Raw genomic sequence first — 14,930 nt, forward strand, 5'->3', positions numbered from 1 at the left:
CGTGGACGCGAACGTGAACGTGGCCGAGGAGACCGAACTCCTCGCCGACAGCAGGTACCTGCTGCTCACCACGTACGGCGCCGGCGGCCGCCTGGCCGGCCCGCCCACCTGGGTGGTGGCGGACGGCACCGGCCTCGGCATCTGCACCACCGCGCACTCCGAGACGGTCGAGCGGATCCGCCGCCGTGCCCGGGTCCTGGTCGGCCCCTGCGACGCGCACGGCCGGCCGACCGGGCGCCAACTGCCCGGCCGGGCACGGCTGTGCGACGCCGAGGCCACCGCCCGCTACCGCACCTCGCTGATCGACAAGTACGGGATGCCCGCGCTGTTCACCCTGGCCCGCTGCCGCCTGCGGCTGGGCCTGGCGGGTACGGTCGGCATCAGGATCGCCCTCGACGGCTGGGAGCGCCGGCTCATCGGGCCGGAGTGGCCGGTGCCGCCGCACTACTGCCCGAACTGACGCGCGCCGGTCCTCCCGCGTACGCGGGAGGCCGCAACGGCGGCCCGGACGCCCACCGCTACCGTCTACGCCTACCGTCCACGTCTACCGTCTGCCCCCACCGTCTGCCCCCACCGTCTGGCCTCACCGTCTACGCGGCACGAGTCCGGTCTCGAAGGCGATGATCGCCAGGTGGACGCGGTCCCGGGCCTCGAGCTTGGCGAACAGCCGCGCGACATGGGTCTTCGCGGTCGCCGCGCTGATCACCAGCCGCTCGGCTATCTCACTGTTCGTCAGTCCCTGGCCGACCAGTGCCAGCACCTCGCGCTCCCGGTCGGTGATCCCCGCGATGGGACCCGGGTCCGCGGCGGGCCCGGCGTCCGGTTCCGGGGCCGCGGGGCCGGACGTTCCGGCGAAGTCCGCGATCAGCCGTCGGGTCACGCTCGGCGCGATCAGCGCGTCGCCCGCGGCCACCACGCGGATCGCCTCCAGGATCGCGTCCAGGGCCATGCTCTTGAGCAGGAATCCGCTGGCCCCGGCGCGCAGTGCGCCGTAGACGTACTCGTCGTGGTCGAAGGTCGTCAGCACCAGGACCTTGGGCGGGTCCGGCTCGGCGGTCGCCTGCCGGGTCGCCTCGATCCCGTCCACGCCCGGCATCCGGATGTCCATCACCACGACGTCCGGCCGCAGTTCGCGCACCAGGCGGACCGCCTCGCGGCCGTCGCCGGCCTGGCCGACCACCTCCAGGTCGTCGGTGTCGCCGATCAGGATCCCGAGCCCGACCAGCATCAGCGGCTGGTCGTCGACCAGCAGTACCCGCACGCTCATGCCGGGAGCCTCGCCGTCACCAGGAATCCGCCCTCCGGACGCTGTCCGGCGCTGAACTGGCCGGACAGCAACGTCACCCGCTCGCGCATGCCGAGCAGGCCGAACCCGCTCCCGCGGGCCGCGGAGGCCCTCGGACGGCCCGGCCCGCCGAGACCGTCGTCCCCGTCGTCCACCACCTCGATCGTCACCCCTTCCGGCTCGTAACCGACCGCGACCCGGCACGTCCGCGCCCTGGAATGCCGCACCACGTTCGTCACCGACTCCTGGATGATCCGGAACGCCGACAGTTCGATCTCCGGCGGCAGTGGCCGCGGCTCGCCCCGCCAGGTCACCTGAACCCGCACCCCGGCGCTGGCCGTGCGTTCGGCGAGCTGCGGGACGTCGGCCAGGCTGCCGGCCGGCGCCAGCGGAGCGGCCTGCGGCATGGCGTCGTCCGGCTCGGCGCGGCGGAGCGCCCCGAGCATGCGCTGCAGCTCCAGCAGCGTCTCCCGGCCGGTGGTCTCGATGCCGGTCAGCGCCTGCCGCGCCTGCTCGGGCTTGGTCTCCACGACCCGCGCCGCCGCTCCCGACAGCACCGTGATGATCCCGATGCTGTGCGCGACGCTGTCGTGCAGCTCGCGGGCGATCCGTAGCCGCTCGGCCATGACGACGCGGGCCGCGGTCTGCTCCTGGAGGGCTTCGAGGTATTCACGGCGTCTGCGGTACACCCCTCCGAAGACCCACGCGACCGCGAACCACAACGCGAACTGCCCGGCCCACTGGGACGCGTCGCCGATGTTCTGCTCGCGGTCGTGGATGTTGCTGACGAACGCGGCCGCGACGGCCGCGACGGAGCCGACGGCGGCAGCCTTGGGCCGCCGGACGGCGAGGTACCCGCCCAGGCCGACGAGCAGGACGAACACGATCAAGGGCCGCGCGTCGAAGGCGTCGCCGAGGACCGCTTCGCCCAGGACCGCCGCGAAGACCACCGCCGGCAGACGGCGCACCAGCAGAACCGGCAGGGCGAGCACGACGCAGAGGCCGAGGATCTGGAAGCCCCCGAGGTCGGGAAACCGGAACAGGCCGTCGTAGTGCGCCGAGTTGGGCAGCATCGTCAGGGCGAGAATCAGCGCGTACAGGCAGGCGGTGGCCAGCACCACGGCCTGTGACATCAGCCAGGTCACGCGCTTCGATGTCGAGAGACGCTGGAGAAGCTGTTCCATACGGTGATCGTATTCAGTGGCGTCGGCCCTGCGCGTCGCCCCGGGGATGTACGCGGATACGCCCCCGGGGCGACGGCCCGGGGAAGAGGTGACATCCGCCGGCCGACGCGGTGGATCGTGGTCCGTTCCTAGGTTCATGGCCATGACGAATACACCGATGATCGAACTTCGCGACGTGGCAAGGACGTACGACGGCGGCCCGCCCGCACTGGCCGGTGTCACCCTGTCCGTGGCGGCCGGTGAGTGCGTGGCGGTCCTCGGCCATTCCGGCAGTGGCAAGTCCACGCTGCTGAACCTGATCGCGGGTCTGGACAAGCCCTCCAGCGGCACCGTGACCGTCGACGGCACCCGCGTCGACCGGCTCGGCGAGGCCGGCTCGGCGAAGTACCGCCGGGCCTCCGTCGGCATGGTCTTCCAGTTCTTCAACCTGCTGGACGACCTGACCGTGCTGGACAACGTCATGGTTCCGGCGCGGCTGGCCGGGATGGGCAAGGGCGAAGCGAAGCGGCGGGCCGTCGAACTGCTCGACTCGCTGGGCGTCGACCGGCACGCCAAGGCCTACCCGCAGCGGCTGTCCGGCGGGGAACGGCAGCGGGTGGCGGTGGCCAGGGCCCTGATGAACAAGCCGGCGCTGCTGCTGGCCGACGAGCCGACCGGCGCTCTGGACTCGGGCTCGGCCGAGGACGTGCGCGAGCTGCTGCTGGACCTGAACAGCGAGGGCCAGACCATCCTGCTGGTCACCCACGACGTGCGGCTGGCCGCGAGCACCGCGCGCCGCACGATCGAGTTGGTGGACGGCACGGTGGCACGGGACGTGGTCGACACGGCCGACACGGCCGACACGGCCGACGTGGTCGACGTGGTCGCGGGCACCGCGCCGAACGGCCCGGCGGGAGCGGTCCGATGACCCTGCGCACGCCGCCGATGCCCTGGCACGTCGTCGAGGTCGGATTCCGGGCCATGGCCCGCCTGCTGCCGGCGGTGAGCCGGTGAGCGCCCTGGGCAAGGTCGTACGTTCCGGCGTGGGCCGCCGTCGGGTCCAGTCCCTCGTCATGGCCCTGACGACGTTCGCCGCGGTGACGTCCTCGGTACTCTCCCTCGGCCTGCTGACCGTCGTTCAGGCCCCGTTCGAGCACGCTTTCAGCGCTCGGAACGGGGCGCACCTGGCGGTCCAGTTCGACGGCTCGAAGGTCACGACCGCGCAGGCCGCCGCCACCGCCCACGCCGCCGGCGTCACCGAGGCGGCCGGGCCCTACCCTGTCGCCGCCGCCCTGGACACGACGATCGGCACGGACTGCTCCACGAAGGATCAGGCCGGTCACGACAACGGTCCGGTCACCGTCACCACCCGGCCCGACCTGGGCAGCACCTCCGGGATGGACCAGCTGGCGCTGACCCAGGGGCGCTGGCCGACGGGCCCCGACGAGATCGCCCTGCCGTGGCAGCACTATGCCACCGACTGCTTCGGCGAGTCGGTGGTGTTCTCCTCCCTGCCGGGCAAGCCGTCGTTCAGGGTCGTCGGCTTCGCCGGCTCGGTGACCGACAGCGCGACCGCCTTCGCCACCGCCGACGGTTTCGCGCGGCTCACCGCTGCCGGTGCCACATCCGACGAGCAGATGCTCTACCGGTTCGCCAAGGCCGGGACCGCCGCCGACATCGCCGCCGACAAGCAGGCGATCGCCGCCGCCGCGCCGGCCGGCGCGGTCGAGGCCGGACAGTCGTACCTGACCGCGCGGCAGCAGGCGACCGGCAACGCCAAGGCCTACGTGCCGTTCCTGATCGCCTTCGGGATCCTCGGGCTGTTCATGTCGGTGCTGATCATCTCGATCGTGGTCAGCGGGGCCGTGGCCTCGGGAATCCGGCGCATCGGGATCCTGAAGTCGTTGGGCTTCACCCCTGCGCAGGTGGCCCGCGCCTACACCGCGCAGGCCGTGATCCCGGCGACACTCGGCCTGGTCCTCGGCACCGTTTCCGGCAACCTCCTGGCCGTGCCGATCCTGGACGGGGCCACCAAGCAACTCGGCGCTGCCAGTGCCACGATCCCGTGGTGGGTCAGCGCCGTGGTGCCACTGGGCACCCTGCTGGTCGTCGGCGTCACGGCTGCGATCCCGGCACTGCGGGCCGGCCGGATGCCGACGGTGCGGGCCCTGGTCGTCGGCCGCGCCCCCAGGGCCGGGGGCGGCCAGGCGGCGAAGCGGCTGGCCTCGCGGCTGCCGCTGCCCCGGGCCGTGTCGTTGGGGCTGGCCCAGCCGTTCGCCCGGCCGGCCCGGGCCGTACTGGTCGGTGCGGCGGTGCTGTTCGGCGTGGTGAGTGTCACGTTCGCGGTGGGGCTGGAGTCCGGGTTCAACAAGTACCTGGACACCAGCACCTCCGGCTTCAACATCGCGTCGAAGTTCGTGATACCCACAGCCGACGTAGGCGTACCCTGGGGTCTCTACGGCCCCAACGACCCGCGCACCCCGCACCTGGACGCCGCCGGGGTGGCCGCCGCGCTCACCGGGATCCCGGGCACGAAGGCCGCGTTCGGCTCGGGCGACAGCGGCGCGACGGTGGTCGGCGCCCCGACCGGCGGCGAACCGGCGAAGGTGTTCACGGTCACCGGCGACTTCTCCTGGACGCACATGGAGCTGCTGTCCGGCCGCTGGTACTCGGCGCCGGGCGAGGCCGTGGTCGGCGACAAGCTGGCCTCGGCAGCCGGGATCCACGTCGGTGACGACGTCACCGTGGTGCAGCAGAACAGGCAACTGTCGCTGAAGGTCGTCGGCATCAACTTCGACACCAACCAGGGCGACTACACGGTCATGACGGATGCGGCCGGCTTCACCGCCGCCGGCCTGACCCCGCGCATCGACCAGTTCAACGTCGAACTGGCCGACAACATCGACGGAACGGACTGGTCCACCCCGGCCGCCGCCGCGCTGACCCCACTGAACGCCTCGGTCCAGCCGAACTCGGGCGGGGGCAAGAACCTCGTGGTGATCACCATGGGCGCCCTGGTGGCCACGTTCACGCTGATGATGATCGCGGTCGCCGCGCTCGGGGTGCTGAGCACGGTGGTGCAGGACACCCGTGAGCGGGTCCATGACCTGGGGATCCTCAAGGCCCTCGGGATGACGCCCAGGCAGACCGTCGCGATGGTACTGACCTCGGTGTCCCTCACCGGCCTGATCGCCGGACTGATCGGGGTGCCGCTCGGGGTCGCGGTGGAGAAGGCGACGCTGACCCCGATGGGGAACGCGATCGGCCGGCACCTGCCGCCGAGCGTGTCCCACGTCTACACCGCCGGGCTGCTCATCCCCCTGCTGGTCGGCGGGATCGTGATCGCCCTGCTCGGGGCACTGCTGCCGGCCGTCTGGGCGGCCCGGTCGCGGACCGCCACCGCGCTGCGGACCGAGTAGGACCGAGTAGGACCGGGCAGGGCCTGGCAGGGCCGGGCCTGGCTGGGCCGGGCCCCGCCACACCACCACGGCTGGTCAGCCGTATTCACGACGTGGGGAGCGATCCAGGCGGGTCCTCGGCCGTGACGTGAAGGCGGCCGTGTCATGCTGCTGTTCCTCCAGCACGCCACCCGGTGACAGACGCCGCCCGAAAACTCCCTGGACCGTCCGACCCGTCTCGGCCATGATCCTCACGTGGCCACCTACCTCGAGTCCGAGCGCCTGACCCTCCGTCCCTTCGCCGCCGCCGACGCGGACCTGCTGATCGAGCTGGACAGCGACCCGGCGGTGATGCGCTACCTGAGCGGCGGCGCTCCGACCCCGCCGGAGGAGGTCCGCGACCGCGCCATCCCCAGCATCCTCGCCGGCTACGAGCGCTGGAATCACGACCTCGGCCTGTTCGCCGCGTACGAGAAGGACGGCGGCGCGTTCGTCGGCTGGTTCTGCCTGCGTCCGCTGCGCAGCGGCCCGCGTGAGGAGGCCGAACTCGGCTACCGCCTGCGCCAGGCGGCCTGGGGCCGGGGCTACGCCACCGAAGTCTCGCAGGCGCTGCTGGCGAAGGGGTTCGCCGAGCTCGGCATCCGCATGGTCTGGGCCGAGACGATGACCGTGAACCGCCCTTCGCGCAACGTCATGGAGAAGCTCGGGATGACGCTCGCGGAGAACATCCCCACGCCGGACTTCATGATGGCGGTCGAGGGTTCCGAGCACGGGGGTGTGCGGTACGAGATCACGAAGGAGCAGTGGGAGCGGCGGCAGGCGTAGGCGGCGCGAGGCACGGCGGCTACCGCCGCCGCGCCTCTGGTGCCGGCCCGACGTCCTGCTGAGCAAGCCCAGGCGGACTGCTCAGCCGAGCCTGCCCGGATTCTTACCGCTCCCCAAGCCGTCAGCCCCCGTTCTGCAACTGCTGGAGCAGGTCGGCGTCGCCCTCCATCCGCAGCGAGCCGTTCGGGATGCGCATGTACATGAGCAGGGCCATCTCGCTCGCCGTGCCGTAGATGGCGGCGGTGGGCTTGCTCTCGGCGGCCTCCGCCGCGGTGAGGCGGGTGAAGCGGGACCCGGCAGCGTCCACCGTCTGGCGCCAGGAGCCGGCCTCGGCCGCGTGGTAGTCCATGGTGGCGGGCTCGTGCGGCCACGGGACCGTGACGGTGCAGACGGTGGCGAGGAACTCCTCGATGGCGTCGACCGCCTCGGTCGTCGGCAGTTCCTGCGGCGCACCGGAGGCCAGCTGGGCGTCGTAGGTGTGGATCAGCGACTCGTGGACGCGGCGGCGGGCCACGGCGGCCCCCGTGTGCGGCGAGGCCAGCGGCGCCCACCAGGCCCAGCAGGCCCGGTCCGGGCCGGCCTCGCGCAGAGCGGCGAGCAACTGCTCCGTCGAGTCGGCCAGCCAGGCTATGAGGGCCTCGCGCTCCCTGGGCGCCGCCAGCCCGTCCTTGTTCGGCCGCTCGTCGCCCGGCGCGGTGTTCAGCACGATGTGGGCCCAGAAGCGGTCCCCCTCACTGAGGTGGTTCGCCAGGTCGTACAGCGTCCAGCCCGGGCAGGACGGGACGTCGGCGTCGAGGCTGGGGGCAGCAGCGACGGCGGCGCGGAACGCGGCGGACCGCTCGTCGATCATCCGCAGCAGGGTGGGGAAGGAGAATTGCTCAGTCACGCAGAACATTTATCACCCGGACCGGAACTCTCGCACTCGATTTAAGGCCCCCAAATGAGGTGTCCTCTCACGATGGTGGAGCTTCACCGGGCTTCAGTCCGACGGTGAAGCGATGCCGAACCCCGTGGCATGACCGGAGTCCTGTCCCACGCGACCCGTTCGAAAAGGGAACGGACCTGGAGCCGCAGGAGAGCGGGGAGTCCGGGGCGCGGCGCTCTCCTTTCGGGAATCCGGTCAGGGGAAGGTCGTTCTCCGCGTACCTCCTCCACGAGGTGACGGCGTACTGAATATTGGTCGTCATGCTGAACCGAGTAGTGGTCCTCTCCGACATCCACGGTGTGCTGCCCGCGCTGGAGGCAGTCCTGGCCGAACCCGATGTTCGGGACGCCGATCTGATCGTGCTCACCGGAGACATCGCCTGTGGCCCGCAGCCGGTGCAGGTGCTCGACCTACTGGTCGGACTCGGCGAGCGGGCCGCCTGGATTCGCGGCAACGCCGATCGTGAGCTGGTCGAGTACCGCAGGGGAACGCGCGCGTCGATCCCGGACCCGATTGGCCCTTCGGCGGCGGAGCGGCTACGCGACGACCAGGTCGATCTGCTGGAGGCCCTGCCGACCTCGCTCACCCGTCAGGTCCGCGGACTGGGCGAGGTCCTGTTCTGTCACGCCACCCCTCGCGACGACGAGGAAGTGGTGCTCGTCGACTCCAGCCCCGAACGATGGGACGAGGTCCTCGGCGACGTGGACCAGGCAGTCGGCACCGTGGTGTGCGGACACACCCACATGCCCTACACCCGGCTGGCCGGAGGGAGGCTGGTCGTCAACCCGGGAAGCGTGGGGATGCCCTACGGCCGGGCCGGCGCCCACTGGGCCCTGCTGGGCCCGGGCGTCCAACTCCGGTCCACCCTCTTCGATATCGAGTCCGCCGCTGCCCGGATCGCCGATGACTCCACCTTCGACCGGGCGGCGGAATGGGCGGACTACTGCCTGAACGCGCGGGCCACCGAGGAAGTCGCGTACCGGATCTTTGCTCCACATGACGGGCGCGACAAGCCCTGGCACTGACGCGGCGGTCGACGTCGCCAGGGCCGCCGGACCGGCGGTGTCGCCCTGTCGAGCACGGGCAGGGCCGGAGCGGGGCCCGGCCGCCCGGGGTAGCCCGGCGGGCAGAACCCGTTCAGGTGAAAGTTCGTCAACCGAGCAATGGGGCGGCGGCCTTCCGCCCTAGCCTCGGTGGCGATCCGTTCGACACGGACGCGATGAACGCGATGGACGCGATGGACGCGGATGGAACTCGTCGACTCGGGAAGGCCACCGACAACATGACCCACTCATCGGGCGGGAACTCCGGCAGCACGACCGGCGGGAGCTCCGGCGGGAACGACGCGACGACCGGCGGGCCCTCCCGTCGCACAGTCCTCAGGATCGGCCTCGGCGTCGCCGCCGGGGCGGGCGCCGTCGCCGCGGGCGCCCCGGCGGCGACGGCCGGCGGGCCGAACGACCCGACCACCCCGACGATCGCGACCAAGGTGAAGAACCTCAGCGGCCCCGCCGAGACCGGTCCGTTCGCCGCGCCGTGGACGGACCTCGGCATCCCCGTGCGCTGTCCCGACGGCACCATGCTCTTCGTCTGCGGCGACACCTTCGACGGCGACCAGGTCGGCGCCACCGACTGGCGCGCCCCCGTCGGCCTCCGCTCCTCCAGCGCGGACCTCGGCAACCTGAGCATCGACGGCAGCGTCGGCGGCAGCCACGCCACCAGCCTGGTCGACGAGCCGCACAACCCGGTCGGCGACAAGTTCACGACGGCGATCCCGTCCGACGTGTTCGTCGTCGACGGCGTGCTGTACATGCACCTCATGCGCGGCGTCATCTACGACACCCACCACACCGACTTCTGGCGCTCCACCGACAACGGCGAGACCTGGGAGTACCTGTGCCAGTGGGCGGGCGACCTCCACGGCGGCCAGTTCCAGCAGAAGACGTACGCGGTGGCCGCCGACGGCTACTGCTACGTCCTGTCGACGGTCTTCAACCGCGACGTCGAGTCCGGCATGCTCCTGCACCGGGTCCGCAACGACAGCCTCGGCAACCCGGACGCGTACGAGCCCTGGGGCTACGCCGACGGCGGCTGGCGCTGGAACGCCCCCGCGCCGACGACGGTCTTCGGCACCCGCAAGTGGGGTGAGATGTGCTTCCGCGCCATGGACGGCAAGTACGTCCTCACCTGGCTGAACATGGACCCGCTGTCGATCCGGGCGATGGTCTTCGCCCTCCCGACCTCCGACCTGACCACGACGCTGGAGCAGACCATGATCCTCCCCGGCGCCCCCGGCCAGGACACCGGCAACCTCGTGGCCAGCCCGTACGGCGGCTTCGTCATCCCCGGCTCGACGTTCGGCAACTTCCACATCGTCGTCAGCCAGTGGTACGACTCGACGAACTACCGGATCATGCAGTACCGCATCGCCATGCTGTCCTGAGCCCGGCCCAGCAACCCGAGCCGCCACCGGACCCGGCCGCTGTGTCAGTGGCCGGTGGCAGGCTGACGGGATGCTGATCGAGGGATACGACGACGCCCCGCTGGTCGCCGGGGAGTCGCTGCCGGAGCGCCCGGGTTTCTGGTCGAACCACCTCATGACGCTGTGCGGCGGCCCCGGCGGCCCCGGCGGCCCCGGAGGCCCCGGAGGCGATGCGGAGCGCCCGACCCCGGAGTGGTTCGGCGACGACAGAGCCGACGCCGACGCCATGTCCGAGGTCCTGTTCGACCCCGAACGCTGGCCGGTGTTCCGGATACCCGCAGTCGAAGGGCCGGGCGTCGTCGTGGTCTACCGCAACCTGACCGGTGACTACGACATCGACTACCTCCTCACCCGCCCCGGCCGCAGCCGCCCACAGCGGATCGCCGGCCGGGAGGACGGCCTCTCGGGCGCGGGGCTGACATGGCGTGAGCTGCTCCGGATCGCCGACAACCCCGTGCCCGGGGCCGCCGCCGACGGCGTCGAGCACCCCGACGTCCGCCTGCTGCTCGTCCTCCCCCTCCTCGACGACCCGGACCTGCCGGACACGGCACGGACGAGGCTCAGTGCGGCCCTCGTCACGGCGGGCGCCCCGCAGAGCACCGCCCCGTACACGGCGGAGCGCATGCTGACCCACCTGGCCGGGGGACCGCACCACGACCCCGCCTGGCCCTCGCCCCTGAGCGGCAGCCGGTAGTTCCGACCGGGGCCCGCCGAAATAGCCGGGCCCTCGGCGCGGTGGGGTGGATCAGCGCTGCAGCCACTCGTCGAGGAGGGCGGCCTCGGCCGTGCTGAGGCCGGGCAGTTCGGGCAGGAGGATGCGGAAGGTCGTCTCGGCGGCCATCCGGGGCGGCGGCGCGCTGACCGCCGACACCGCCGCCATCGACGCGGCGCGGGACGCGGGCGCCCGGCACATCCTGTACACCAGCCACCAGGCCGCGTCCCCCGACTCGCGCTTCCCCCCGCAGCGGGTCCACGCGGCCACCGAGGACCACCTCAGGCGGCAGGGCGTCCCCTGCACCGCCCTCCGCAACGGCTTCTACGCCGCCACCCTGAACTCCTACATCGGCGCGGCACTGGCCACCGGCACACTCGCCGCGCCGCAGGACGGCCCGGTGTCGTGGACGGCCCACGAGGACCTGGCGGAGGCGGCGGCCGTCGCACTGACCGAGGAGGGCGCGCTCGAAGGCATCACGCCGCCGCTGACGGCACCCCACGTGCTGGACTTCGCCGAGGTCGCCGAGATCCTCGGCCGGATCACCGGCCGGACCGTCACCCGGGTCGTCATGGACGACGACGACTGGACGTCGGCAGCGGTCGCCGGCGGAATGCCGCGCCCGGCCGCGGACTTCGCCCTGACGATGTTCGCCGCATCACGCAACGGCGAGTTCGACGCCACCGACCCCACACTGGAAGCCGTCATCGGCCGCCCCGCGAAGACCGTCCGCGAGATCGTGGAGGCCGCCGTACGCTCCCGGTAGTCAACATCCTTGACGGATCGTCACCTTCTCGCGGGCGCACCGTAAACCACTGGCCGATCGCAGCGTCCGGAGGAAGGCTGTGCCCATGACGACAACTTTGATCACCGGGGCCAACAAGGGCCTCGGCCACGAGACCGCCCGCCGCCTGATCGCCGCCGGCCACACCGTCTACCTGGGGGCGCGCAACGTCGACCGGGGCACGGCGGCCGCGAGCGGGCTCGGCGCCCGGTTCGTCCGACTCGACGTCACCGACGACGCGTCGGTCGCCGCTGCCGCAGCCGCCATCGGGGCCGACGGCGGCCTGGACGTCCTGGTCAACAACGCCGGAATCGAGGTGCGGTCACCAGAGGGCGGCATCATCGGCGCCGCGCAACTGACCGCCGACGTGATGCGAGAGGTGTTCGAGACCAACGTCTTCGGCCTGGTCCGGGTGACCCACGCCTTCCTGCCACTGCTGGAGCGCTCCGCCGCCCCGGTCGTGGTCAACGTCAGCAGCGGCCTCGCCTCACTGGCGCTGTCCGGCAAGGCCTACCCGGGAGCCGCCTACCCGGCCTCCAAGACGACCGTCAACATGCTCACCGTCCAGTACGCCAAGGCGTTCCCGCAGATGCGGATCAATGCCGTGGAACCCGGCTACACCGCGACCGACCTGAACCGGCACGAGGGCGCACAGACCGTCGAACAGGGCGCCGAGATCATCGTCCGCATGGCCCGACTCGGCCCCGACGGCCCGACCGGCGGCTACTTCGGCGCCGAGGGCAGCCTCCCCTGGTAGCCGACACCGTCCCCACTGCCGCAGCCTAGGACCTCTCTTTCGGATCTTGTCGAATCAGCGCGCATCGGGCGGCCGGGAAGACCGGAGTGAGCACGCCTGAACGTCTGCGTAGAACGGGAGAGGAGCCGGCGTCGACTGGCTGATCGGCTTCTGGACGCGGGGTCAGCCGTGGTACTCGAAGTCCTCGATGCAGAAGCAGGCCGCGCTGACCGAGGTGTCCCCTGCCCGCTCCGCCCGTGCCCACACCTGGGAGTCGCCCGGGCCGATGTCCCCGCCGCAACCCATGCGCAGGTCCAGGCCGCGGTCCTGGGTGTACCGGATGATGTCCGCCTCGACGGCGGAGGGCTTGCGGCCGATCAGTTCGATGCCGTAGAGGGACACCAGGGGGCCGCTGCGCCCGTGGACGCTCACCCGGACCAGCGCGGAACCCCTGCGCGCCTGCGACGCGTAGGAGTAGTGCGTGCTCACCCCGGCCCGGGCGTAGTACTCCTTGCTCACGTGCCACTCCTCGGGAGTGCCCTGGTCCTCCCAAGGGCTGCCCACCGGGAAGGGGTGGTGGCCTCGGCTCTCGGCCGGCACCTCGCCGTCCAGGGCGGCCGACACCTGCTGCGGACTCATCCCGAAGCGCAGCGGACCGACTCCCTCCAGCGGGGTGCAGTACCAGCGCGGCCGGTCCTCGGCGTCTGCCACCAGCCACGGCCCCGCATCGGCAGGCTCCTCGTGCCGCCCGAGCCGGTCGCGGACCGGCCCGGCGTTCCAAAGGTCTTCAGCCCATTCGGGGCCGGTGGCCAGGAGGCCGGTGATCACCGTGTCCCGACGCTGCAGGTGCCCTTCGGGGGCCAGGCCCCAGTCCTGCGCGACGCCCAGGGAGACGCCCCAGGCCGGCACCTCCGCCTCGCCGTACCGGTTCACCCGCGCCTCGGCCCGCTCCTTCAGGGCGAGGCGGCGGAGGTCCGCGCTCGCCTCGGAGGGCGCCCTGGCGACCAGCTCGACCTCCCCCAGACGTACCAGCGGGCCACCCACGGCGCTGATCGCCACTGCGGCCAACCCTGGGCCTGGCCCGTAGAACGCGGTCAGCCCGGGCTCGTCGTAGCGCTCGCTGACCATCCGGGTGGCCTCAGTACTCCAGCTGCCCTGGAACCTGCTGAAGTTGCCCTTCTCCCCCAGTGCGTCCTGGACCTGCTGCGGGTCCATCCCGAACCGCAGAGGCCCCACTCCCACCAGCGGGTCCAGCACCCACCGCTGTCGGTCCCCCTGCTTCCTGTTCCACCAGGCCACGACGCCCTCCCGACCGGCTCTACCGATGATCTTTCCGGTCACCCTAGGCGCGTGCGCCGACAACACCGCAACCACCCGACTTCGTACAGGGCGAACCGACCGGCCACCCCGTCGTCCCACCACGGGACCTGTCCAGCGTCAGAGCAACACTCGACCACCCGGAAAGCGAGTCACCAATCCAGCAAGATCCGAAAGAGGGCCTGGCCCCGCCCTCCGTCCGTCGCGGTCGCGTGGCGGTCACGTCGTGGTCGCCGACCGGGTCGGCGGGGGGAGGGCGGCCGATGGCAGCCCGTCGGTAACTCGGGTGTCCTGAAGGTGAGGCCGTGCGAGCATCGGAGGGTGATCGACGACGAGGAACTCCTTCCTGCCGACTTGGTCGGAAGGCGCCTGCTGAAGGTGACCACGGCCTGGCACCACTACGCCGACGACGATCCGTCACTGGTGCACCTGTGGCTGCACCTGGAGGGGTTGGGCCCGGTTGTGTTCCATACGCCCTCGACCGGGTTGTCCCTGCGGGTCGAGCAGCCGCACGGACCGTACGCGATGGACGAGTACGGAAGGGTGTCCGTGGCCGACGATCCGCCGGATGTTCCGATGGCCCGGTTCGTGGGACAGCCGATTCGCTCCGTCCGGCAGATCGAGGAACCGAGCCTCCTCACCGACTTCCTCGTCGGGGCCGGTTCGCGGCCGGCCCCGGACACGGAGGTCCACACCACACCGCTGACCGACCCGAAGGCCTGAGAACGATGGTCACGCACCCCAGCCGCGATTACGCGATCACCGTCATGAACTGCGTGTCCGACGACGCCTGGCATCTGGAACTCGACCTCGTCCGGGAGCAACGGGCCGTCGCGATCGCGGTCGTCCCCGACGAGGACCCTGCACGTGAGCCGACGGTGTGCTTCGATCCCCAAGGGCGGCACCTGGACATCCCGTACGAGGCCATGCGCTGGTTCATGGACCAGGTAGCGGAGGAGATCCGGACCTCCCGCGCCTGGATGCGGCTGCGGCCCGAGCTGGTGGAGGTCGTCCACCGCTTGCGTCAGGAGCATCTGGGCGCCATCGATGACGCCGACTTCCCCGAAGTCTTCGCGGAGCTGACCTCCGCTGTCCCCGAAGCGGATCTCCCCGCCGTTCTCGCGGCCGCCGTCGGGAGGAATCCCGACGGCGCCACCATCGATGGCATGCAGGCCTTCCGGACTATCGACGCGAGGGCGGTGGGACGGGATCACCACCCCGCCGCCCCCGCACCCGCCGCCCCCGCACCCGACGTCAGCGGCTCGTGCTGAGCCGGCTGGCCGACGGCCGGTTGCCGGCCCGC

The 14,930-nt window shown here is 71.7% G+C and carries 15 protein-coding genes; 11 read left to right on the forward strand and 4 right to left on the reverse strand.

Going from position 1 to position 14,930, the window contains the following annotated elements; genetic code table 11:
• The first annotated feature begins 1 nt into the window (after position 1).
• Positions 2-460: a PPOX class F420-dependent oxidoreductase gene (locus tag ACFQ6N_RS01125; RefSeq protein WP_380646024.1), complete on the forward strand. Its 459-nt coding sequence runs from the start codon at positions 2-4 to the stop codon at positions 458-460.
• Between the two features lie 123 nt (positions 461-583).
• Here ACFQ6N_RS01125 and ACFQ6N_RS01130 read toward each other — a convergent pair whose 3' ends face one another.
• Both ACFQ6N_RS01130 and ACFQ6N_RS01135 read right to left on the reverse strand, forming a co-directional pair.
• Entirely contained in the window at positions 584-1,267 is a 684-nt protein-coding gene (locus ACFQ6N_RS01130; protein WP_380646025.1) for a response regulator, read from the reverse strand.
• Complete coding sequence (locus ACFQ6N_RS01135; protein ID WP_380646026.1) at positions 1,264-2,469, reverse strand: sensor histidine kinase; 1,206 nt, start codon at positions 2,467-2,469, stop codon at positions 1,264-1,266. Before ACFQ6N_RS01135 ends, ACFQ6N_RS01130 begins: the two co-directional genes overlap by 4 nt.
• A gap of 142 nt (positions 2,470-2,611) precedes the next feature.
• Here ACFQ6N_RS01135 and ACFQ6N_RS01140 point away from each other — a divergent pair, with 142 nt between their 5' ends.
• The 3 genes from ACFQ6N_RS01140 to ACFQ6N_RS01150 all read left to right on the forward strand — a co-directional run bounded on the left by ACFQ6N_RS01140 (position 2,612) and on the right by ACFQ6N_RS01150 (position 6,671).
• Positions 2,612-3,376, forward strand: a complete 765-nt coding sequence (locus ACFQ6N_RS01140; RefSeq protein ID WP_380646027.1) for an ABC transporter ATP-binding protein — start codon at positions 2,612-2,614, stop codon at positions 3,374-3,376.
• A 145-nt stretch (positions 3,377-3,521) separates the two neighbouring features.
• Positions 3,522-5,867: an ABC transporter permease gene (locus ACFQ6N_RS01145; protein ID WP_380646028.1), complete on the forward strand. Its 2,346-nt coding sequence runs from the start codon at positions 3,522-3,524 to the stop codon at positions 5,865-5,867.
• A gap of 234 nt (positions 5,868-6,101) precedes the next feature.
• A complete protein-coding gene (locus ACFQ6N_RS01150) occupies positions 6,102-6,671 on the forward strand; it encodes a GNAT family N-acetyltransferase (RefSeq protein ID WP_380646029.1) in 570 nt (189 codons plus the stop codon).
• Positions 6,672-6,792: 121 nt separating this feature from the next.
• On the opposite strand, the gene ACFQ6N_RS01155 is transcribed toward ACFQ6N_RS01150, so the two are convergent.
• Positions 6,793-7,557, reverse strand: coding sequence for a maleylpyruvate isomerase family mycothiol-dependent enzyme (locus tag ACFQ6N_RS01155; RefSeq protein ID WP_380646031.1), 765 nt, complete (start codon positions 7,555-7,557; stop codon positions 6,793-6,795).
• Positions 7,558-7,856: 299 nt separating this feature from the next.
• Between ACFQ6N_RS01155 and ACFQ6N_RS01160 the strand changes: the two genes are divergently transcribed.
• The 5 genes from ACFQ6N_RS01160 (at position 7,857) to ACFQ6N_RS01180 (ending at position 12,331) form a co-directional block, all read left to right on the forward strand.
• Positions 7,857-8,621, forward strand: a complete 765-nt coding sequence (locus ACFQ6N_RS01160) for a metallophosphoesterase family protein (RefSeq protein WP_380646032.1) — start codon at positions 7,857-7,859, stop codon at positions 8,619-8,621.
• A 257-nt stretch (positions 8,622-8,878) separates the two neighbouring features.
• Positions 8,879-10,039, forward strand: a complete 1,161-nt coding sequence (locus ACFQ6N_RS01165; RefSeq protein WP_380646033.1) for a DUF4185 domain-containing protein — start codon at positions 8,879-8,881, stop codon at positions 10,037-10,039.
• A gap of 70 nt (positions 10,040-10,109) precedes the next feature.
• The gene (locus ACFQ6N_RS01170; RefSeq protein ID WP_380646034.1) at positions 10,110-10,772 is read left to right on the forward strand and encodes a hypothetical protein; all 663 of its coding nucleotides are present in this window, start codon (positions 10,110-10,112) and stop codon (positions 10,770-10,772) included.
• Between the two features lie 121 nt (positions 10,773-10,893).
• A complete protein-coding gene (locus tag ACFQ6N_RS01175; protein WP_380646035.1) occupies positions 10,894-11,556 on the forward strand; it encodes an NmrA family NAD(P)-binding protein in 663 nt (220 codons plus the stop codon).
• Between the two features lie 85 nt (positions 11,557-11,641).
• On the forward strand, positions 11,642-12,331 hold the full coding sequence (locus tag ACFQ6N_RS01180; protein ID WP_380646036.1) for an SDR family NAD(P)-dependent oxidoreductase: 690 nt from the start codon (positions 11,642-11,644) through the stop codon (positions 12,329-12,331).
• A 162-nt stretch (positions 12,332-12,493) separates the two neighbouring features.
• On the opposite strand, the gene ACFQ6N_RS01185 is transcribed toward ACFQ6N_RS01180, so the two are convergent.
• On the reverse strand, positions 12,494-13,609 hold the full coding sequence (locus ACFQ6N_RS01185; protein ID WP_380646037.1) for a hypothetical protein: 1,116 nt from the start codon (positions 13,607-13,609) through the stop codon (positions 12,494-12,496).
• Between the two features lie 339 nt (positions 13,610-13,948).
• On the opposite strand from ACFQ6N_RS01185, the gene ACFQ6N_RS01190 reads away from it, so the two are divergent.
• A complete protein-coding gene (locus ACFQ6N_RS01190) occupies positions 13,949-14,350 on the forward strand; it encodes a hypothetical protein (RefSeq protein WP_380646038.1) in 402 nt (133 codons plus the stop codon).
• 5 nt (positions 14,351-14,355) lie between these two features.
• The gene (locus ACFQ6N_RS01195; protein ID WP_380646039.1) at positions 14,356-14,898 is read left to right on the forward strand and encodes a hypothetical protein; all 543 of its coding nucleotides are present in this window, start codon (positions 14,356-14,358) and stop codon (positions 14,896-14,898) included.
• Positions 14,899-14,930 lie beyond the last annotated feature (32 nt).

Source organism: Kitasatospora sp. NPDC056446 (assembly GCF_042796115.1).
Classification (GTDB): Bacteria; Actinomycetota; Actinomycetes; order Streptomycetales; family Streptomycetaceae; genus Kitasatospora.

Coding starts and splice junctions, on each gene's coding strand:
- ACFQ6N_RS01130 (WP_380646025.1), bottom strand. CDS start 1,267: ATGAGCGTGCGGGTACTGCTGGTCGACGACCAGCCGCTGATGCTGGTC.
- ACFQ6N_RS01135 (WP_380646026.1), bottom strand. CDS start 2,469: ATGGAACAGCTTCTCCAGCGTCTCTCGACATCGAAGCGCGTGACCTGG.
- ACFQ6N_RS01140 (WP_380646027.1), top strand. CDS start 2,612: ATGACGAATACACCGATGATCGAACTTCGCGACGTGGCAAGGACGTAC.
- ACFQ6N_RS01145 (WP_380646028.1), top strand. CDS start 3,522: ATGGCCCTGACGACGTTCGCCGCGGTGACGTCCTCGGTACTCTCCCTC.
- ACFQ6N_RS01160 (WP_380646032.1), top strand. CDS start 7,857: ATGCTGAACCGAGTAGTGGTCCTCTCCGACATCCACGGTGTGCTGCCC.
- ACFQ6N_RS01165 (WP_380646033.1), top strand. CDS start 8,879: ATGACCCACTCATCGGGCGGGAACTCCGGCAGCACGACCGGCGGGAGC.
- ACFQ6N_RS01170 (WP_380646034.1), top strand. CDS start 10,110: ATGCTGATCGAGGGATACGACGACGCCCCGCTGGTCGCCGGGGAGTCG.
- ACFQ6N_RS01175 (WP_380646035.1), top strand. CDS start 10,894: ATGCGGAAGGTCGTCTCGGCGGCCATCCGGGGCGGCGGCGCGCTGACC.
- ACFQ6N_RS01180 (WP_380646036.1), top strand. CDS start 11,642: ATGACGACAACTTTGATCACCGGGGCCAACAAGGGCCTCGGCCACGAG.
- ACFQ6N_RS01195 (WP_380646039.1), top strand. CDS start 14,356: ATGGTCACGCACCCCAGCCGCGATTACGCGATCACCGTCATGAACTGC.